Source organism: Marinobacterium nitratireducens (assembly GCF_014645375.1).
In the GTDB taxonomy this organism is placed as follows: domain Bacteria; phylum Pseudomonadota; class Gammaproteobacteria; order Pseudomonadales; family Balneatricaceae; genus Marinobacterium_A; species Marinobacterium_A nitratireducens.
Window position 1 is genome coordinate 1 of sequence record NZ_BMLT01000021.1, and the last position, 19,733, is coordinate 19,733.

21 protein-coding genes are annotated in these 19,733 nt (G+C 60.3%); 3 read left to right on the forward strand and 18 right to left on the reverse strand.

Annotated elements, in window-relative coordinates:
- Positions 1-116 precede the first annotated feature (116 nt).
- The 3 genes from IEX85_RS22875 to IEX85_RS22885 all read left to right on the forward strand — a co-directional run bounded on the left by IEX85_RS22875 (position 117) and on the right by IEX85_RS22885 (position 1,199).
- Positions 117-308, forward strand: coding sequence for a hypothetical protein (locus IEX85_RS22875; protein ID WP_188862964.1), 192 nt, complete (start codon positions 117-119; stop codon positions 306-308).
- Between the two features lie 2 nt (positions 309-310).
- Complete coding sequence (locus IEX85_RS22880; RefSeq protein ID WP_188862965.1) at positions 311-475, forward strand: hypothetical protein; 165 nt, start codon at positions 311-313, stop codon at positions 473-475.
- A gap of 145 nt (positions 476-620) precedes the next feature.
- The gene (locus IEX85_RS22885) at positions 621-1,199 is read left to right on the forward strand and encodes a formyltransferase family protein (RefSeq protein ID WP_188862966.1); all 579 of its coding nucleotides are present in this window, start codon (positions 621-623) and stop codon (positions 1,197-1,199) included.
- Here the strand turns inward: IEX85_RS22885 and IEX85_RS22890 are convergent.
- From IEX85_RS22890 to IEX85_RS22975, 18 genes are all read right to left on the reverse strand, one after another.
- Entirely contained in the window at positions 1,177-3,279 is a 2,103-nt protein-coding gene (locus IEX85_RS22890) for an exo-alpha-sialidase (protein WP_188862967.1), read from the reverse strand. The two genes, IEX85_RS22885 and IEX85_RS22890, sit on opposite strands and share 23 nt — an antisense overlap.
- A complete protein-coding gene (locus IEX85_RS22895) occupies positions 3,279-4,025 on the reverse strand; it encodes a hypothetical protein (RefSeq protein ID WP_188862968.1) in 747 nt (248 codons plus the stop codon). The genes IEX85_RS22890 and IEX85_RS22895 overlap by 1 nt, the downstream gene beginning before the upstream one ends.
- A complete protein-coding gene (locus tag IEX85_RS22900) occupies positions 4,025-7,057 on the reverse strand; it encodes a phage tail protein (protein ID WP_188862969.1) in 3,033 nt (1,010 codons plus the stop codon). Before IEX85_RS22900 ends, IEX85_RS22895 begins: the two co-directional genes overlap by 1 nt.
- Before the next feature lie 11 nt (positions 7,058-7,068).
- Positions 7,069-8,088: a phage BR0599 family protein gene (locus IEX85_RS22905; protein WP_188862970.1), complete on the reverse strand. Its 1,020-nt coding sequence runs from the start codon at positions 8,086-8,088 to the stop codon at positions 7,069-7,071.
- Positions 8,085-9,251, reverse strand: coding sequence for a hypothetical protein (locus IEX85_RS22910; protein WP_188862971.1), 1,167 nt, complete (start codon positions 9,249-9,251; stop codon positions 8,085-8,087). Before IEX85_RS22910 ends, IEX85_RS22905 begins: the two co-directional genes overlap by 4 nt.
- Positions 9,251-12,622 (reverse strand): hypothetical protein, encoded by a 3,372-nt coding sequence (locus tag IEX85_RS22915; protein WP_188862972.1) that lies wholly within the window; start codon positions 12,620-12,622, stop codon positions 9,251-9,253. Before IEX85_RS22915 ends, IEX85_RS22910 begins: the two co-directional genes overlap by 1 nt.
- A 38-nt stretch (positions 12,623-12,660) precedes the next feature.
- On the reverse strand, positions 12,661-12,993 hold the full coding sequence (locus IEX85_RS22920; protein WP_188862973.1) for a hypothetical protein: 333 nt from the start codon (positions 12,991-12,993) through the stop codon (positions 12,661-12,663).
- 32 nt (positions 12,994-13,025) lie between these two features.
- A complete protein-coding gene (locus tag IEX85_RS22925; RefSeq protein WP_188862974.1) occupies positions 13,026-13,394 on the reverse strand; it encodes a hypothetical protein in 369 nt (122 codons plus the stop codon).
- Between the two features lies 1 nt (position 13,395).
- Positions 13,396-13,875, reverse strand: a complete 480-nt coding sequence (locus IEX85_RS22930; protein WP_229722076.1) for a hypothetical protein — start codon at positions 13,873-13,875, stop codon at positions 13,396-13,398.
- Between the two features lie 11 nt (positions 13,876-13,886).
- A complete protein-coding gene (locus IEX85_RS22935) occupies positions 13,887-14,267 on the reverse strand; it encodes a phage tail terminator-like protein (protein ID WP_268238111.1) in 381 nt (126 codons plus the stop codon).
- Between the two features lie 229 nt (positions 14,268-14,496).
- A complete protein-coding gene (locus IEX85_RS22940; protein WP_188862976.1) occupies positions 14,497-14,910 on the reverse strand; it encodes an HK97 gp10 family phage protein in 414 nt (137 codons plus the stop codon).
- A 158-nt stretch (positions 14,911-15,068) separates the two neighbouring features.
- Positions 15,069-16,121 carry a phage minor head protein gene (locus IEX85_RS22945; protein WP_188862977.1) on the reverse strand — a complete coding sequence of 351 codons (1,053 nt, stop codon included), beginning with the start codon at positions 16,119-16,121 and terminating at the stop codon, positions 15,069-15,071.
- 9 nt (positions 16,122-16,130) lie between these two features.
- The gene (locus IEX85_RS22950; RefSeq protein ID WP_188862978.1) at positions 16,131-16,538 is read right to left on the reverse strand and encodes a hypothetical protein; all 408 of its coding nucleotides are present in this window, start codon (positions 16,536-16,538) and stop codon (positions 16,131-16,133) included.
- A gap of 2 nt (positions 16,539-16,540) precedes the next feature.
- Positions 16,541-16,894, reverse strand: coding sequence for a hypothetical protein (locus IEX85_RS22955; RefSeq protein ID WP_188862979.1), 354 nt, complete (start codon positions 16,892-16,894; stop codon positions 16,541-16,543).
- Position 16,895: 1 nt separating this feature from the next.
- Entirely contained in the window at positions 16,896-17,393 is a 498-nt protein-coding gene (locus tag IEX85_RS22960) for a DnaT-like ssDNA-binding protein (RefSeq protein ID WP_188862980.1), read from the reverse strand.
- Between the two features lies 1 nt (position 17,394).
- A complete protein-coding gene (locus IEX85_RS22965) occupies positions 17,395-17,643 on the reverse strand; it encodes a hypothetical protein (protein ID WP_188862981.1) in 249 nt (82 codons plus the stop codon).
- A 53-nt stretch (positions 17,644-17,696) separates the two neighbouring features.
- Positions 17,697-18,827 (reverse strand): major capsid protein, encoded by a 1,131-nt coding sequence (locus IEX85_RS22970; protein ID WP_229722077.1) that lies wholly within the window; start codon positions 18,825-18,827, stop codon positions 17,697-17,699.
- 121 nt (positions 18,828-18,948) lie between these two features.
- Complete coding sequence (locus IEX85_RS22975) at positions 18,949-19,719, reverse strand: DUF6651 domain-containing protein (protein WP_188862983.1); 771 nt, start codon at positions 19,717-19,719, stop codon at positions 18,949-18,951.
- Positions 19,720-19,733 lie beyond the last annotated feature (14 nt).

Below are 19,733 nucleotides of genomic sequence, written 5' to 3' on the forward strand. Positions count from 1 at the left end.
CACCGTGCGCCCTATGTGTGTCATTTTCCCACCCGGAGGATGGCGCAGGTAGGGCGCTTTTTTTTGGCTATGCTGTACCTGTCACGGAATGACACAGCAGGCACAGGAGGTGCGCCATGTCCCCCGAGAAGCTGCTTGAGATTGCCGAGCGCGTGGAAGCGCGGATCTATCCGGAATTCAACACGACCACGGACCCGGCGCGCTGGCGTTACTGCAGCGACCAGATCGACAGAGCGTGCGTGCTCAGGATCTGCAGCCATCTGAAGCGTCAGGGATTGCCGCTGCCGAGCATACGGCGACGGAGGTAGGGATGGCAGAGGAAGAACAACCGGACGAACTGCCGACACTGGAAGAGCTTCAGCGCGGCAGCCTCATCGACTATGTCGTCGACCGGATGCTTGATGGAGAGGATTCGGTGGAGGTGCTGGATAGCGGCGAGGTGGTGATTGATATCGGTGGGCTGACGAAGGCTTAGCGCATCTACGGGCGCCACTGTACAGCGGCATAGCCTGACGAGATAATGCCGGCCAAGATGCGGCTGGCGGCGAACTCTACGTATCGCTGATAGTATGAAGTCGACTTCATACTAAATTAGGCTCCAGTTGCAACGAGGTAATGCTATGACTGACACAATACTATTTCTCGGTCCTGAGGATTCGCCGCTAATCAGCTGGCTTCAATCTCAGGGTGAAGTTGTCATCCAAACAGCAGACAAAATATCGTCTAAGTTCATAAGGGACAGCGGTGCATCATTCATAATAAGCTACGGATATAGGCACATCCTGCGCGCCGATGTCCTCGACCTTTTCCCAAGTAGGGCAATAAATCTACACATCTCATATCTCCCATGGAATCGCGGAGCCGACCCTAATTTGTGGAGTTTTGTTGATAACACCCCGAAAGGAGTTACGATCCACTACCTCGATGAGGGAGTTGATACGGGCGACATTATCGCGCAAGAGGTTGTTAGGTTTGACCTAGAATCGGACACGCTTGCCACGTCATACGAGAAACTGCATAAAGCCATCCAGCTACTATTCAAGGCAAACTGGTCGCACATTAAAGACGGCACCTGCCAAAGGCAAAATCAGTCCAGTGGCGGGACTATACACAAGATAAAGGACAAGAGCGCTGTAGACCACCTGATAACAGACGGGTGGAATACAAGGGTTAGCGCTATTGCGTTTTCGAAAACATAACATCAGCAACCGACGCGGCAGAGTCTTCCTGCGCGTATGCTAAGTACAGCTCACCGCTCGAACCTTCTTGAAACTGCCCGTAAATCATTTGCAGGTTTGTGAAGTTTGGCGATTCGTCAAACTTATGCCCCAACTGCCATGTCACCCCATCATCTGGACTAAACAGAACTTGACATCGGCGACCTGTATCGTTTGCCCGTTGTGGTGCTATGATTTCACCTGTGGACAACTTCAGCGGCGTCATCAGCCCGCCAACATCGGCTGCGTACGACACGCTGCCCCATGTTGCCCCATTGTCGGTTGACACGGCGATTCGGCAGGACTCATTAAGATTATCTCTGATCATGGCAACGACATCGCCGTTATTACGCTGGAACAGCCCTGGTTCAACGTAGTCTCTAGCATCAGCAGGGCCATCCGCGACCATTGCAAGATGAGTCCAGGTGCTGCCGCCATCAGTTGATCGCATAACAGCCGAACTGCGACGGTTTGCTGCGTCACCAGTATCCTTACCGTAGTAGGGATACAGAAGATCGCCATTCGCCAGCTCTAAAACGCCTCCGCCCTCTGCGGCCCAGTCTGTAAAAACCGTTCCTGTTATCTGTGTTGGTCCTGTCCATGTCGCGCCATTATCATTGCTCTCAAAATAACCAATTCCGTCAACAACCGGCGACTGATTTACCCGCAGACCCACAGCCATCAGAACACGGTTGTCACCCAGTGTAGTAAACCGAGGAGTGAACCATAGATCGGTACCGCCACCATCGGTGCTGTAGTCCCATAGAACGGATTCGGCGCTCCATGTTTCGCCGGCATCGCTGCTTGATCTGACAACCAGTTCCCCGTCCTGTGATGGATGCGAGGTATTTTTGCTGTATCCGAGTATTAAAGTGCTGTTTGAGGCCAGCCCAAGCCCAGGAAAGTCATTGTGATCAAGCCCACTAGTGTCATGCTGCACGACAACCGAATCCCCAAACCAGGCATTTCTGAATGCGTAATCTTCAGAGAGATAGTCCTGAATTGCTTGGTGATTAGCATCCGACACTGTACCGCTGACTATGAAGATGCGAGCCCAATCCCCGACAAGGTTTAGCGTATTATTTTCTCGCCCACCCACGGCAAGCGCCGAGGTTGGGTTGCTCGTAGACGGGGCTCCGTCAGGCGTGTCGCTACTATAGCCACCAAGATGGCTATCGTTATAATTCTCAAATACCGTTGAGTTCAGTCGCAATGCCGATACATGCCAAGCCCCGGACTTTACGGTTTCTGCGGCTGTCAGGGACTGTATTTCATAATTTCCAGCAGACGCCTTCGATACATTAACCCTTAACTGGTCTGCGAACGATGACCCGGACCTATCGTCAAACTCCAGAGATACGCCAACGCCACCACTCGCCACACCCCCCGTATCCAAGATCACGTATACCGCGTTTGGATTCGCACTTGTCGTCTTCCAGACTATATAGGCGGCGAACTCGGTGCCGTCGTGCATAAATTTCCAATCAGACGCCGTCGCAGCTTTTAGGATATCGCCAGCCGCATGGCGTATCGTCGGCAAGCCATTCAGCTGGCTGGTTTTCCAAACCGGTTTAGCGCTGGGCGTGGTCTGGGTGATATGGCGACCATTCCCGGTCTGGTCCTGCACCTGCCCCACAGCATCACCGTCAGACGCAACAGGGGTAGTTCCGCTGTCGGTGTAAACGCCAGCATTGGCGTCGTACTCAGCGTAGAGCGTCACGTCTGAAAGCTGAAAAACCGTAGCGCTATCGCTGTTGCTCCAGGCGCTATTGCCCGCCCCGTTGGTTGCACGAATGCGGAAATAGTAGGTCTGGCCGCGAGTCAGGCCGGTGATTCTGTGTAGCGTCCGATTGGCAGCCGGGTACACCGTCGTCGGCGATCCGAATCCACTGTCGGTATCGTACTGCAGTTCGAAACCTGTCTCGTTGCTACTGTTATCGCTCCACGTCACCCAGACGGCGGTGTAGCCGCCATCGCGGGCAGCGACCAACGACGAAGGCGCTGCCGGCGCAGATCCGGCCTCCATGGCCACCACAAGCAAGCTGAGACCTCCCGGAAACATTACGCCCACCCCTTATTGATCGCGATGTCGATTTCCGTTGCGCTGCGCACCCGGTATTCCAGCGTGTCGATGGCGTTTGCCGCGGTACTCAGTGTGATACCGGCGCCGCCAGCGGTTTTGTAATAACTCCCGAGCGCCAAAGTTCGACTACCGGTCGCGTCCTGCTTTACCTCAATGAAACCGGACTGCCCGGCCACAATACCGGCGCTGGGATTGGCCAGGGTCCTATTGCCGCCCAGCGTCACGGTGAAGTTGTTGCTGTCCGAAAAATCCGGCGTAATGGTGGCGCCATCGGTCAGCGTGGTGACTTCGCCGCGCTGCGCCTTAGTCCAGGTGTTCGCCGTATCAAGATCGGCGCCGCCGCCGGCACCTACGAACGAGGCCAACTCATCCAGCGTCATTTTGTAACTGGCATCAATCTGCTCGACCGTAACGGATTGACCGGCAGCTTCATCGGCGGTAATCGAGGTCGCCACCACAAGCTTGCTTGCGCTTGATGAGACCACGGTATGATCCGCATTCAATTCCGCCTGCACGTCGGTAAAGCCGGAGACTCGAACAGTCTTTCCAACCGGAATCACCGGCAGCCCCGCAGCGGAATCGTTGATGCTGTTGTCCGAGGCCTGGGCACTGATCGTTGACACAGTGTAAGTCGCGGTCGGAGTGTCTCCGATACAGACAATCTCGCCGCCGGTCACGTTGGCGCCAAGCATGGCGGATAGCGCAGACCATTTAGTTCCGGCCATTATTCACCCTCCAAAATCATAAAGTTGCCGAATTCGTCAAGCATCTGATCGCCCGCCGCTTCGGACTCGAACAGCATTTCCGGCTCACTGGTAAACAGGAATGTATGTGTCAGCGACTGCCAGCCATCCTTCGCATCGCGCACCGACTTCACCTCGAGTCTGACTTCGCCGTCATAACCCGGGGTGAATACCTTCGATGTGGCGTTATCGCCGGAATAGGACTGCAGTACCGCCTCGGTATCCGTCCGGTACAGTGTCCAGGTGTAGGTGACGCCAACCTCCGGGCCGATGTTGCTGTAGGTCGTATCGTGCAGGGTGCCGGAAGTCTGCTGAGTGCGATCCCGGTGTGCGACCGATGCGGCGAATGTCGCGCTACCACTGATCACGGCCGGATACGCCTGCGAATCGATCAGTAGATTACCGGGCGGGTACGGGCGAAATGCCCGGGTCGCCATCGTCACCGTATCGGCGGTGATGTCGGCAATGTCGGCGATGCCCGAGCCAGACTCTGGCACGACCTTGACATCGATCTCATCGCTTGCGACGTAGTCGTCGCCATCCGTTTCGGCGTAGTCGTCCCAGAAGAATATCGAGGCTCCAGCGGTATGCGGAACGGGCACCGTGTCGAGCACGCCTCGACCGACCGTCACCTGGGTGTCAGATATCGCATCAACCCGGAATAGCTCGCCATCGATCTGAGCATGAGAGCCAATCCGCACATCCGTAAGATCGACGCCGGCGGTGATACTCCATACGGTGTCGGTCGGCCCGATATCTACCGCCAGCACCGCATGCGGACAAAAATCGACCTCCTCCGACTCTTCGTAACCGGCACCTGCATCCGTATAGAGGGAGGCGTTGATGGCGTAAGCCGGCCGCACAGCAGTGGCCAGGATAATCCCAACCCCGTTATTTTCCGCGAGCAGGGCATCGGTTGCTGATTGACCGGCGCGCTGAATAAGCTCGAAGTACGGCGCCTCGACAGCAATATGGTAATCGGTCGCCTCTGGCGGCTGTGCGGTGTCGACCCACTCGTCTGTCGGTGCGGATACTGGCGCGATATCCGGCAGCGCATAGACGTCGGTCGAAACCGGCAGTCTGATTTTGTTCCTGCCCTCGACCTTCGGGCCCTGCGTCACGCGCATGATCATGTTGCTGATGCCGTATTCCGGCCAATCCAGCTTGATCACATCGCCAGCGTTGTAGTCGAGCAGCGCCCGGGTGCCGATCAGGTCGGTGGTGAATATCTCAGAGCCGAGTGATTTAGCGTCACGCGCCGCCACCCGGGCCGCCAGATCAGCACGGTGAAACCCGGGGTACTGCAGGGTTGTTTCTTTCTCCCGCTGCTGCAGCGCCGCAAGGGCCGGATTTGAGAATGGCGCCGATGCATCTTTGCCATTGTCTGGGTCGGTGTAGACGACCGTGACCGCTGTCGGCAAATCGCCAAACGTCCTCCAAGCCGGCTTATCGAGCTTCGTGATGACTGACTTGTCGAGCACATCCAGAGTATCCGGATCATAATTGAACCGAATGGGCTTCAGTTCCCACTTGCCCGTTTTGCGGTCTTCATAGAGCGCAGCGTCGGCGTGCGCTAGAAGCACTTCAATAAATTCCTCGATTGGCTTCTGACGGTCCCAGCGCAGACTAATACCCATGCCTTCATCGAAAAACACGTCCGCCGCCGTTGTGAACGAATCACCCATGTCGACCTCAGGTAGACCGCGACCCCAGTCTGGGTCCGTGAGAGCGTCACGAATGTAGTGCGCCACATTGATATCGAAAATGCCGATCGACTGAAGCGCCGATAGCGCCGCCTCTGTGATTTCTCCACCGCCCGCGGATGAAACAACATCCGCACCACCTGTGTTATCAAGCTGATTCGAGTACGTCAGGCTCGCCAAATCAATGTTTAGCACGTGAACTTTGACGTCTGGGATAGTGTTGCGGATGGCAATAGCAGCATCGGTCTCCGTCTGCCCCCCGGTCGGAGCGCCGTCCGTCGTAAACACCACAACAGACTCACCGTCGCCGGCCCACGCGAAGAAATCCGCCGCCCCTTGCATACCATCCGACCAGTAAGTACCTAGCGGAATAGTTATCGGAAAATCCGAAATAAACTGTTTTAGTTCATCAATATCAGAGGAGGAGTCGATGCTCCTGAATAGATTCGCCGGGTTACCTTCGTCGCCATAGATCGTAATACCAACCTTAGCCTTTCCGGCCAGCGGCTTCAGCGCCTCCAGAGCGCTATGTATTTCAGCCTCCTGTATATCCCATCGCGTCGTTGTACCTGAAACAATATCCAACATGGACCCAGACCCATCAAGCACGAATGACAGGTTCAGGCTCTCTCTTGTATCGCGCAAAATTGCGGCTTTCTCGTCATACCACTGCGCAATCCCATCCTGCCGCGTATGGACGCACTGCGCGAGGACGGAGATCTTTTTCAGGTAGGTCGAGGTGCCGAAATAAAACTGACGAAATACTAACGCGAACAATCCGCGATAGGCTGGAATATCGTTTCCGATCTGGCCTTGCAAGTAGGCATTGCGACTCTGGTCCGATGCGCCGAATTCGATATCAACCAAGCCGCCGACACCACCCTCTTTTTTCTTACCCCCGAATAAATTACCTTTATTGACGGTGATCGTGCCGTTCTCGGCCTGCTCACCCTCCCAGCCAATACGCTTATCTTCCCCGAACGCCAGCTTAAGAAACTTGTCGATTGGTCCGATCGACCAGAACAGCTGCAAGCCGAGGTAGTAGTAATACCCGATTGTCTGCTTTTTGCTCCCGCCAAATAACCCACCACCCGATTTGACCTTAATCGCCTTGGCGCGAAAATCACCCAGCCATCCAGTGTCTGACGCCTCCAGCCAGCAAGTGCCGCGAAAAACAGGAAATTCCCGCCCATCCTCCGAGGTCGGCGTGTTGACGTCGTTGATACCGTTCGGCTTGACCGACTGCGGCTTGGGCATCAACGAATAGGCAACGACGACAGCCAGCACAAGGCCAGCAACAAACCAAAACATGTTGGACTTCCTTATGCGATGGAGGCGCCGCCGAGGACGTTCTTTTTCGGGCGATACGGCTGCCCGCCGAAGTTGTCGAGGTTGTCGTTAAACTTTGCACTGCCACAAGTGGTGTGCAGCTTGTCGCAGCCAGGGTAGAGCTTGACGCTGTCACCGGTGGTGACGGTGACAGATGCCCCAGCCGCCTCGTCTGCGGTAATAGAGACTGCCAACACCAACTTGCTCGCTGTCGACGTCACAACGATGTGCACGCCGTTCAGTTCACCCTCGGCATCGGTGAATCCTGAGATCGCCACATGGTCACCCGTGGTCAGCACCGGCAGCCCATTGGCGGAGTCGTTGATCGAGTTGTCTGAGGCCTGCGCGGTGATTGTTGTGGCGGTATAGCTGGTGCTCACGCCGGTCAGTGATGGCAGCGATCCGAGAATGCCGACCTGGTCGCCGGTATGGCTCGAGATATAGCGCAGGATGCCGTCCGAGGCGCGCAGCATCCCGGCCAGGTACCAGCCGTCTGCCTGATTGGCCGCCTCCGGCACCGTGGCAACGAAGCCGGTCGAGCTAAGTGCGGTAACGACCGCCAGCACAGCAAAGTCCTCAGCATTCATCTTGCAGCCACGAGTGCTGTAGTGCGTATGCGTGCAGTTGCGTGAGGTGCGCCGCTTGAGGCCTGGGTCGCGCATCGCTGCAAAGCTGTTCTCACAGCGCAGCACCAGCTTGTCCGGGTTTGGCTGCCGAGACTTCACGACGCCCTTGAATGCCTGCTCGGTGACGCCGTCGACCTGCGTGAATACCGTGACAGACGCGGCGCCATCCATGTATGGAATCAGCAGCGCCTGCGCCACTACGTGCTGCAGGTCGATGCCGATATCGACGTTGTTCTTCGGCACTTTGCTCGAGTAGTCGAGCGACCCCATACCAATCGGCGCAGGCTGGTAGGTGTCGCCGTTGTAGGTGACGAAGCCGTTACCCGAGGTCAGGAACCAGACGTCATCCCGGTAGGCGATCCGGAAGAGCTCGCGATAGCTGCTCATGGCTGGATTTCCTTAATCTTCAGGTCACACTGGCAATTCCCTGCCCCGAGCCAGTCGAGTTCGATGGCGTCACTGTCCAGGCGCTTCAATCCCAGATAGCTGATGCGCGTCACGGTGCTGGCGTCGATACCGCCGAGCGAGGTGTCGAGCGTCAGGTCCAGATGGTCGGCATCCACGGGGGTCACTGTGGTGATGGTGCGCGGATACCAGACCCCGCCCGCCTCGATGGCGATATGGGTGCGGATCTCGGCCTGGTCTTCATAGTCGTCCGGGTAGACGGTGATCGTAGTGGTCAGGCTGCCCGAGTCGTTGAGACGCAGGTCATGCTCCCAGGATGGCTCCCAGTACGGGCGATAGCGACCGGCACGGCGGTACAGCCACGACCGGAACGCGCGTACCTCGGCCAGGCTGTGCATCATTCTGTGCTGCGGGATCGTCTTCTTGTTGTGGTCCCACGCCGAATAGAAGTTCGTCGGACCCAGGTTGAAGTCAGCCACCTGCAGGTCGCGCTCCAGCGTGTGCTCCGGCATCGCCGAGGGCAGCACCACCCTGTCGGTGTAGAAGTCATTGCCGAGGAACTGCGTCGGCACCGTGGTGGCGATGTTCTCGACGTCATCGACTTCCCACTGCGCCCGCACGACGATGTGCTGATGCTTCGCCGGGCGCTTGCGGCTGCCGATCATGCGCCCCACTCGCACCGGGATGATCTTGAGATTCGAATAGGCGGCACTGACCGGGGTGAAGGTGATCGAGTCCGCGGCCACCGCCGATATCTCGACGATCTGCCAGTTGTCCGGGTTGCCCCAGAGCAGCGCCAATGAGTCCTCGCGCAGATCCACTACGGTGGTGTCGATGCTGATGTTGTTGAAGCCGCCGGCATGGGCGCCGATAGTCTGAATCTCCGGCCACACCGGTACCGCCCACAGCGACGCCAGACCGCCAACGAGCGCGTTGGCGGCACGCTGGATTACGCCGTCCGCCAGTGCCGGTAGATCGTAGCCGAGGCGCTGGCGGGCGACAGGGCGGGATTCCAGGGGGGATTCGTCGCCGCCAAAGGATTCCTCGAGGTCAGTCAGCCATTCCAGCCGTTCATTGGCCGTGACGGCGCCGGGCGCCGGGATGAAGTAGAGGTCGCCGAATAGCGATGTCGTGACAATCGCCATCAGCTCGCCCTGCTCAGTCCTTCGCGCTCGAACACTGCCGTCAGGGTCTGCGCACCCTCACTGCTGTTGAGCCAATCACTGGCTGCAGCAGCAAAGTCAGCATCGCCGAACACCGCCTTCACGTTGACGCTGGTGTTGCCGCCACCCCCGCCGAAGCCGCCGGATGCCAGCGCCTCCTTCAGATCAGCATTGGTGCGGCGATCCACGACGCGCTCGCCGCGGTCGAGCAACCAGGTGCCTTCCCGGGGTACGTTGTCGATGCCGTCGTGAGCGACACCGACCATGCCGGCCGACAAGGCTGTGATGGATGCGGCCATCGGCTGTGTGGCGGCCAATGCGGCAGCAGCAGCCGCCGGCGCAGCGGCCGGGCCAACAATCGGGATGGCTGCAGTTGAAGCAAAGGCATTGAGCGCCGCCAGTTGCGACTGCGCCTGCGCCTGAATCCCGATCATGCTGGCCGCTGATGTTGCCGCGGTCTTGCCTGTCAGCTTCTGCACGGCCTGATACATCAACCACTGCGCCGCCATCTGACCGAGAGTATTGGCCGCCTGCCGGCCCAGACCGATGAACATGTTGCGCACAGCATCGCCGGCATTTTCGCTATCGAAGATGGCCGACTCGAAGGTATCGCCGAACCGTTGGGTGATGTTGTCCAGCGTGGCGCCGATCCGCTCATCCATGTTGGTGAGCGCGCTTTCGGCGGACGACAGCCACTTATCCCAGTACGTGGCGTTGAGCTCATCCATCTGCATCTGGAACTCTTCATCCAGGCGGCGCAGAACCTCGTTCTTCTCGATGCCGGTGCGCTGGGTGTAATCGAGGATCATGGCGCGGCGGCGCTCGTAGCTGGAGCGCAGACGCTCCTCCTCGGTCATAAGCGACTGCTCGATGTTGTCGAGGCCGTTGGCATTACTGACGATGCGGACTTCGATATCCTTGCGCTCAGTACCGGACAGACCCTCCATCTGCGCCAGCACCGCCATCTGCTCACGGATAGTCTCGGTGCGCCGCTCCTCTTCGGTGCGGAGGTTGCTGACCAGGTTGCGGTAGTTCTCTTCGGCCTGCTGCCTCTTCTCCAGCGCCTCGATGGTCGAGAGGATGGTGTTGGCGTAGCGCAGTTCGGCGGCGCTGGCGCCCTCGCGCTCCAGGCGCAGCAGTTCGGACTCGCGCCGGGACATGCCAAAGGCGACAGCCTCTTCTTCCAGTGCGCTGATGTGGTTGCGGATCGACTCAGTGGCGTCGTCGGCGCCTTTCGTCTGCTTGTCGTTCAGATCCTGAATGGCGTCGGCGCGCTTTCTGGCGGCCAGCGTCAGCAGTTCCTGCTTCTGCGTCAGCGTGAGATCGGCGTTGGTGATCTCGAGCACGCTGTCGGCGTAGGCCTTATTGATCGCGGCGACATCGTCGAGCTGCGCCTTCAGCTTGCGGTAGGCTTCCAGCTGCTTGCCGGGCTCACCCATACCGCCACCACCGCCGGTCTCGACTTCGCCCGCGTTGGCCTCATCCTTCGCCTGCTTCAGCTTGCTCCAGGCCATCTGCAGGGCTGCCAGGCGCTGCTCCTGGCCTTCCAGGTTGCGCTGGGCAGTGTCATAGCTGCCGTCGAACATATCGCCCCAGAAGCCTTTCGACTGCACCTCCCGCAGTTCATTGATGCGGGTCGCGGTGCGGCCGATCATGCCCTCGACTTCATCCAGGGAGTTTTTGGCCAGGCCACTGGCCATGCTGCTGACCTCGTTTCCGATACGGTTACCGGCGATCAGGTCGTACAGTTCGCGCAGCGACAGCGCCAGCTGGTCAATCGGGCCGATGCTCTGCTGTGCCGACAGCTTGGCCTTGTCGATGTTGGCGGCATAGTAGCCCATCGCAATAGCGGCCAGCGTAGCCGCGCCAAGAGGTCCGCCGACCAGCGCCACAGCACCACTCATCGCGCGCGCGGTGCCGGTCATCACGATCTGTGCAGCGGAGGCGCCACGAGTCGCGACCGTCAGCAGCCCGATGCGGGTGGTGGCTGCGGTGGCCGCAGTGGCGGTACCGGTCAACGCGGCATTGGCGGCTGTGGTGGCGGCGGTCAGCTCCAGCTTGGCAATCCGCAGTGCGCGGGTTGCAGAGGCTTCGGCGGCATTGGCGGCCGTCATGGCGCGGCTCGCGGTCGCGGACTGTGCCGACAGCGCGACCTCTGCGCGACGGATCTCAGCCAGCCGGGCCAGGGACTGCTGCCGACCGATGGCGCTGATCTGCGCCTGCAGCCTCTGTGTTTCCAGGGTGCGCTCGGCGACCAGCTGCTGCTGGGTCAGCTGAATGGACTGCAACTGCGCGGCCGTCTCGACCTTGGCGGCGGCGGCGCGCTGCTGGGCAACCCGGGCACTGGTGACGGCTGATGTCTTCTCGGCGGCGGCGCGTCGGGCCTGCATGGCGGCCATATCGGCTTCCATGGCGATACGCTTGGCGGTCACGGCGGCCGCAGCCTGATCGGCGGCCGCAGCCTCAATGGAGGCAGCCACTTTGGCCCGCAGACTGCCGACCAGATTGACGCCATAGATTGCGGCCAGCGCGATTGCAGCGGCGCCCACCCGATCCATGATCTTCTCAGCACCACCGGCCTCGCGGATTATGGTCGACAGACCCTGAACACCCGCAGCCAGACCCGGACCAAGTCCTGCCAGCAGCTCGTTGGACAGACCGCGGACGTTGGCCGATAGTAGCTTCATGGCGCGCGCCGCATCGGCCACGCGGTCGATGTCGTCGTCGTCCAGTGCGATGCCCAGTGAGCGCGCTTCAGCGCTGTAGCGGCGCAGGGCTTCGGCGTTGTTCTCCAGTAGCGGCAACAGGCGGCTGGCGTCGTCGGCCAGCGCCTCGAGGAAGAATACCCGTTGCGAGGCATCCGGAATGCGACTGATGGCCTCGCCGATCTTCAGCAGCTGCTGATCGGGCGCCAGGCGGCGCAGTTCGGCGATGTCGAGGTTCAGATTCTCGAAAAGGTCTTTTGCCTCGCCGCCACCAGTGGCCACGAAGTCGCCGATCTTGTCGCTGGCATCCTTGAAGATGTCGCCCATCTTTTCGGCGCTGATGTTCACCTGCTCGCCGGCGTACTGCCATTCCTGCAGGGCCCCGGCGCTGATCTTCAGGGTTTCGGCCAGGATCTTGGTGTCGGCGACCAGGCGCGACTGATCCAGCAGACTGCCGGCAGCAAAGGCACCGGCGAAGGCGCCCGCCAGTGGTGCGGCGAGGGAGCGGATCTTGTTGTCGATCGCATCCATCGCCTTGACGGTCTTGCGCTCGACGCGCTCGGACTCGTTGCCGAAGTTGCGCAGGTCGCGCTGGGCCTTGGTCAGCCCGTTACTCCGGACAGAAATTCCAAGTTCGGCCACATCCATAGGGATACTCTCGACAGGTGAGGGGGTTTAAATCGGGGTTACTTGGCGTTCTCACGCTCACGCAAACGCTCGGCGTTGGCTTTGATCTCGTCGATCATGTGGCGTACATAGGTGTCGTCCATCTGGCGCAGGATGCGCCACTCGATGACATCGACCGGGATATCCATCATCTGCGCCCAGGACAGCCAGTTATTGGGCTCGATGATGGCGGGGTATCCGGAATCCCAGCGCCGCATGGTGGAGGCGTCCCGGAACCAGCGGAACAGGTGCGCCCCACCGCGCGGAATCTCGACCTCAGGGGAGTCGAAGCCGAAGCGCTTGTTGCGCTGGCGCCGGGTCTCCCCGTTGGGGTCTGGGCTGTCGTATCGCACCGACAGCCGCACGGCTTCACATAGCTCAGCCGTTAGCCGGGAAAAAAACGCTTCTTGTCGTTCAGCCTCTTCTCGACCTGATCCCGGATCTCATTAACCGCCAGGACTTTGCGCAGGTTCTCGGTGCCGAACTCCAGCTTTTCCCCACCAAAAGAGGCATCGCCCTCCCAGCGCCAGCCGACACAGGCGCCGGCGATCTGGTCGATGCGGCGGCGCTTGTACTGGGAATAGGACGGCGCTTCGCCGCCCTCGGCTTCCGCCATCACACGCTCATACGAGTGCTGCTCGTACTTGTCGTCGTTGACGTAGCGCAGCTCAATGACTAGGCCGGTCGGCTGGTCCGTGGCCGGGTCTTTGATGGCCAGTTCACTGGTTGTGGGCTTGAGGTTGCTCAGATCCATGTTATGCGGCTTCCTTCACGATCTGCAGCTGGTTCATGCCGAGGGAGTAGATCTCGAGGTTGAAGTCCTCGTTCCGGCCGTTCGGGTGACGCGGGCCGCCGACCACGCCACGGTTGTACTTGATAGTGCCGTTGGTGCCGAGCGAATCGTCATGTTCAATTTTGAAGGCGTAGCTGTGCTTGGTCAGCGCAGCGGCGCGCATCTGGATCTGGCCGGGATCGGTACCCACGCGAGCAACTTCCACTTCCGGGTCGCCGCCGTTGGTGATGCCTTTGGCCTTCTGGGAGACGTCAGTGTCCCAGGTGTCATAGGTCAAAATGTTGGTGTTGGAACCGGTCTCGCCGAACGAGCCCACCTGCTTCACTTCCAGCCAGGTCAGGGCGTCGAACTGCGCCTCGGTGAGATCAGTGTTGTGCACTTCGGCATCGCCCAGTCCATCGACTGCGATGTACAATTTCCCGCCGGCATTAGAGTTAGCCATGAGTTAAATCCTCAGCTCGAGTAGTAGATAGAAACCGGGATCTTTACCCGGTCGCCTTCAACGATGTCCCCGGCCGAAGACGGCTTGCGGGTGACTTTGATGGAACCCGAAACCCGGGTGCCTTTTGGAAATGCTGCTTTGATCTGGTCGGCAAGCGTGTCGATCCCCACCAGGCCCTTACCGGGGCGACCGCAGGCGGAGACCTGCAAAATGCCGCGATCAGTCTCGGCGGCGTCATTAGCTAAGCCGTAGCTGGTCGGGTCGTTCTCGAACAGCCGGACCTCGATCCAGTGGCCGGAATTCGGCGGGGTGAAATCCACGCCAGGCCAGCTGATCGGCACACCAAAGGCGGCATCGCTGACTAGCTGCATGAGTGCGCTTCGTATCGTCATAATTCAGGCATCAAAAAACCCGCCGAAGCGGGTTGTTGTGGTGATGTTTATTGATCAGTCTCGGAATGAGTAACTGGTGACCATGGCTGTACCGATCAGCACCACCCACCATGCCGCGCTACCTATCGGCACCCCGTTGGCTGTCAGTCCAAGACTCAGAGGTAACTGGATTGAGGCGCAGCGCCCTATGCTCTTCAAATGCGACTTCATGCTCAGTCCTGATAATGGATTATCGGCCCGCTCGGCGTTTTAGCTCACCAGTGACTTCCCGCACAGTCTGCTGCCACTTCTGGGCAGCCATGCGGACAAAGCCATACCGGAATTCCATGTTTCTCGCGTAGTTGGCGACCCAGCCGATATACAGGGTCTGGCCGGGCTTCCAGGTAATGATGGTGCTGGCGATCTGCTGCTCGCCGCCGGAAGCCGGGCCTGCTGATCGATCACTATTGCCCGAAGGCATCGAGCCGATATTCGCGGTGCAGCTGTTGCGCAGGAAGCTGGTATCGACCGGCATGCGACCGCCCTTGGCCTGCGGGGTCTGGGCTTCGTCGACGGTGCGCTGTACGGATTCCTTGGCCACGGCCTGCATCAGGCGCTCAGACTTCTGGATCCATGCGTCTACGTCGGCGGTGAATTTGCCCATGTTGATTTCCTGCAGGCAACAAAAAACCCGCACTTGGCGGGCTTTCTGGAATTGTTGGAGCAGTCCCGGGATTCGAACCCGGACACCACCATTGTGAGCTCTTCCTGCGGCGATCAACCCGCTTGAGACTTAGTCACTGCTCCACCGATAACGCTACATCAGAACCCCTCCAGCCGCAACGCTGAACCCAGAAAATCCACCTTCGTGCGCTGCCGGCATCGGCATTGAATCGTCTGCTCAGCACTGGCACCCAACGATGAGTCGCCGGGGTACATCAGCCGGGAGCCGTCCGGAGCAATAAAGGGCTGATCGATCGGCACTGCCTGCCCTTCCATGCGGCGATGATCGGAACGGGTGCGCGAGTCTCCCGAGGCATCCCACTCCTTCTGGGCCTCACTGTGCCGGATGCCCTCGACATCCATGGCCTGCAAGACCGACTCCTGCTGACCAGCCCTGAGCGCATTGATCGACTCGGTGCGCCCTATTGTCTCGCCGCGCAGCTGCAGCAGCGAATCCTCGTAGCGGGCTGATATGGCGCGCACCTGCTGCGCGGTCAGGTCTTTGCCCTCATCAATCGCCCGGCGGATCACGCTATCGAAACGGCGGTCGCGGCGGTCGCGGCTGAAGTAGCGCCCGGCGCTAATCGGGTTCTGAATGTCTGTCAGGTCGTCGATCATGTTGCTGACGTACTGCGATTGATTGCGGGTCAGCCCGATCAGGCCGCCAGTGCGGCGCTTGGTGGTGCGATCGATACGCCCGACGATATCCAGCGCGGTGGTCCGCGGGTTATGCCCGGTCACCATTCGGCGCTCCAGGGCGTCGCGGATCATGTCGCGCTGATCCTGAATGATCTCGACGATCAGTTCGCTGGAGCGGTCCTGCAGCCAGCGCTCGGCCCGAGGTGCGCGGACATCGAAGCCGAACACCACGCGGGACTGGCCATTGTTCAGGGTGCCGATCACATTGGCGGTACGGGTGCCGCCGGCGGTATAGGCCGCGATCAGCGCCGCATCCATGGCGGCAAACTTGGCGGCGACCAGGTTGATCGCCGCCAGCGCCCCGTCGATATCTCCGGCCTCGATCCGCGCCACCAGGTCGGCCAGTACGACGTCGTTCTTGATGTCCGTGAAGGCGGACAGTACGGCGCGGCGCATGGCGCTGGAGTGGAGTTTGCGGATCTCCTCGGCTTCTCGACGGGTCAGGCGGGCCATTGTGCGCTGTTAGATCTCGACGCCGGAGCTGAGCATGGAGATTTTCAGCTGCGAGGTACTGAAAGCAATCCCGACAACAATCGGCGTCATGCCCGCAGCGACATCAGCGACCGGTGCAATACCGCCCGGCGTGCCCGACAGGTAGTAAGCGGTGCCGGCAGTCAGCACGGCACCCAAGGTGACCATGGAGCCCGGCGTGGCGTAGGCAACCGGCTGACCAGCAGCGGCGTCGTTCAATGCGATGCCGACTGGCTTGCGCAGCGCGTTGGCTGCACCCGTGCCGCCATTGGCGTCAGCCAGCACCAGAGAGCCGCCGGAGAGCGCCAGCACATCGCCTGCAGTTATAGCTTCGCCTGCGGTGCCAGTACCACCAGTTGTTCCGGAGACGCTGGAGGCGGTAATTACGAGATCTGCCATGGTTATTTCCTCGCCTGGAATTGATAGAGCAGGGTTGTGCCGCCCGGGTTGAGCGGCTGAAGGTCGATAAATTCGTAGGTGTCGCCGTCGATCTTGATCTTGTCCGACATCGCCGGCGCGATATCCAGATCGGTCGAGATCAGCCCGAGCTTGTCGCCCGCCTGAATCAGGGTTTCGCTGCGATAGGCCAGGCTGTAGCCGGTTTCGACCATGATGGCCGCGTGTTCGGTATCAGGCCCGGGTTGCGGATCCCATTCCGGGCCTGTGGGAGCCCCGGCGCGCACAAGGGTCACCGCCTTACCGTTGGCTGCAATCAGCCGCTGGGCGGTCGCCTCGAGTCGGACATAATCCACCATGTCAGATGCGCTCCGTGCGCCCGGTGATCGACGACGTGACGCTGCTGCCGGTCAGTACCGGGGCAATAATGGCGCCGATGATCGGGATGATCTTGCGCACCGAGTTCGGGCCATGCGCGGCGGTGTACTCGACATCGATCGGGCCGACCTTCTCGCGCTTGACCTGCGTCGACGGGTCATAGTCAGGATTCAGCGAGCCGGGTGTGCCCAGTTCGCGCAAGGCCGCCTCATAGGTGGCGTATTCGACCTCGCGCGGGATCTCGTCGTCGGCAATGCTCTGGCCTTCGGTGTCAGACGCGCCAACACGCGGCCATTCGCGCACCTGCGCCCGCAGGCCGGTCTTGTAGCCCGGGAACTGCGACCGGTAGGCGGCATCGATGTATTCGGCAGCGCGCAACAGGGCAGCATCCTTGTCCGCATCCAGACCGGTCCACGCGGTATTGCCGCGTTCGGCGTGGTAGGCGTCAGCACCCGCCCGAGTGCCGTATAGGTCGGCCATGTCAGCCTCTCAACTCGTTGGCCAGGGCTTCAGCCTCAGCCTTGGCAACCGGCTCATCGGTCACCACTTTACCGTCGACCAGTACGTTGTACTTGCCCGCCTGGCCGCGCTTGATTTCGATGGAGCTTGCCTTGCCTGCCGGCGCGTCGTCGTACAGCACATCATCCGGCGCCAGGTCGTCCTTGTTGATCACCACGTAGTCGTGCGGGTGACCCTTACGGACGATGCGTACAGTTTCGATATTGCTCATGCCTGTATGCCTCCAGTTAAAGAGGGCCGCCAATCGCTGGCGGCCCTACCCTGTTAGCCGAGCAGCAGCGCAATGTGTTCCGGCTTCACAGCCTTCACGCCCCAGGCCAGCGCAACCTCGTACTGAACCTGACGGTACTGCTTGTACATGGAGACCTCGAAGGCCAGGCCAGAGCGCGGATCCTGCACGATCTGGCGGTCGTCGGCAGAGTCACCCTCGACCGGCAGTGCCGGGGCACGGGTCGCCAGCGCAATCGCCGAGCGGTTGAAGGCCATGTTGCGCGCAGCGGCTGCAATCACGGTGATGTTGGTGGCGGATGCAGCGATAGCCTTGCGCAGACCTGGCGCGGCCAGGGTGATGGTGCCGCCATCGGTCACGTTGGTATCACCGGACAGCACCACGTACTTGTTGCTGTCACCGGCGAAGGTGATGACGTCACCCGCCACGATGGTGCCGGTACCCGCGGCCGCCAGGGTGATGACGGTATCGCCGACCGCATAGCCTGCGTTGTCGGTGGTGGCGCTGGCGCCGGTGCCGGCAGTTGAGGTCACGATCTGGCCCGACTCGCGGATGTCCATGCCATGCAGCGGCAGCAGGATGCCCTGGCGCTGAATGGTGTCGGAGCCCGCGTAATCGACGCGCGCCTGCTTGCCCAGGAAGGACGCGCCAGCAGCGGTATCGATCACCAGGTGGTTGTCAGCACCCGGGGCGCCGTTGTCCTTCAGGATCTTCAGGACGTTGGAGCCGTCGGTGAAATCACCGGCAGTCGCGAACGGGGTGGTGCCGGCGGTGCCGTAGGCGCGGGAGGCGTAGATGTGCAGCGCTGCCAGGTCGGCCTCGACCTCGTTGGCCAGGGCCCGCATCGCCTGGGCGAACTGATCGCGCATGATGTTGGCGCGGCCCGGGCCGGAGTTGAGACCCAGCGACTGCTCACCGTTCCAGCGCACCGGCACGCGGCGAGCTTTGGTGATCGACATATCGACGTTGCCGATAGTCTGGTCGCCGTCGTTCGGCGGGGTTACCGCCGGGGTGATATCAGACGCAGTGGACGCAGGCGCCACCGGGGAACGCACGGTCTGACCGACCGCGGCGCGCTCGAAGGTCATGTCGCTGGAGACAGCCGGGATCAGGCCGACCAGTTCGCGGGATACCACGTCGAGCGCGGCATAAATATCAGGTATCAAGTTTGTGATCGTGTTCGCCATGAGAAAGTCCTCGGATAGGCATTAGGTTTGGGTATTGCGATCCGTCCGGATCAATCAGCTGCCCCATCCGAGGCGATCTGCTGACAAGGGGTAAAACGGATTAATCGACGATTTTCATCTCGCCTTTATTCGCGGCCTGGGCATACTTCGCCTGATCAGCCGGGCTCAACTGGGAGAACTGTTCGCGTGTCACGGTGCGGACATTGCCGCCACCTTCAGGTGCGCCTGCGCCGGATCCGCTCTGGCCGGAGCCTTTCAGGATGCTGTCGCGGTGCGGGTAGGTTTCAACGATCCGCTCGAGCGCTTCATCGAAGCTGGCGATCTCGCCCGGGTTTGACTTCGAGTAGATCGGGTTGCCGTTGGTATCCTTGGCGACGATCTTGCCGTCCTTGTACTCGAAGTTTTTGCCGAACGCGGCCATTACCATGTCGCCCGGGATGGCCAGCTTTTCACCGATGAACTTGGACCCGGAGAACGCGGCGCTGATACGGTCCTGCGCGTGCTGGGTGCGCAGCTGCTCGGCTTCCGCCTTGGCCTGGTCCAGCTGCTTCTGGAAGGCACTCGAAATCTCCGCCTTGACCTTTTCCACCTCGCCGGCGTCGATCAGCTTTTTCTGATCCAGGTTGCCGACGGTCTCCAGCGCCTTGCGGGCCTTTTCCGGGTCCAGGTCGCCGAATGCGCCGATCTTGGCCTCCAGCGCCTCCTTGGCTTCGCGATGACCCTTGGCCTCAGCATTAAGCCGACCAATGGTCGCGTGCATTGCAGGGGCGTCGTAGGTGGTCACACTGCCGTCATCACCGGTATAGACCGGCTTGCCGTCCTGCACCTCGGCGTATTGCTTGCCATCCACCTCAATGAGCTTGAGTTTCACGTGTCGTTCTCCTG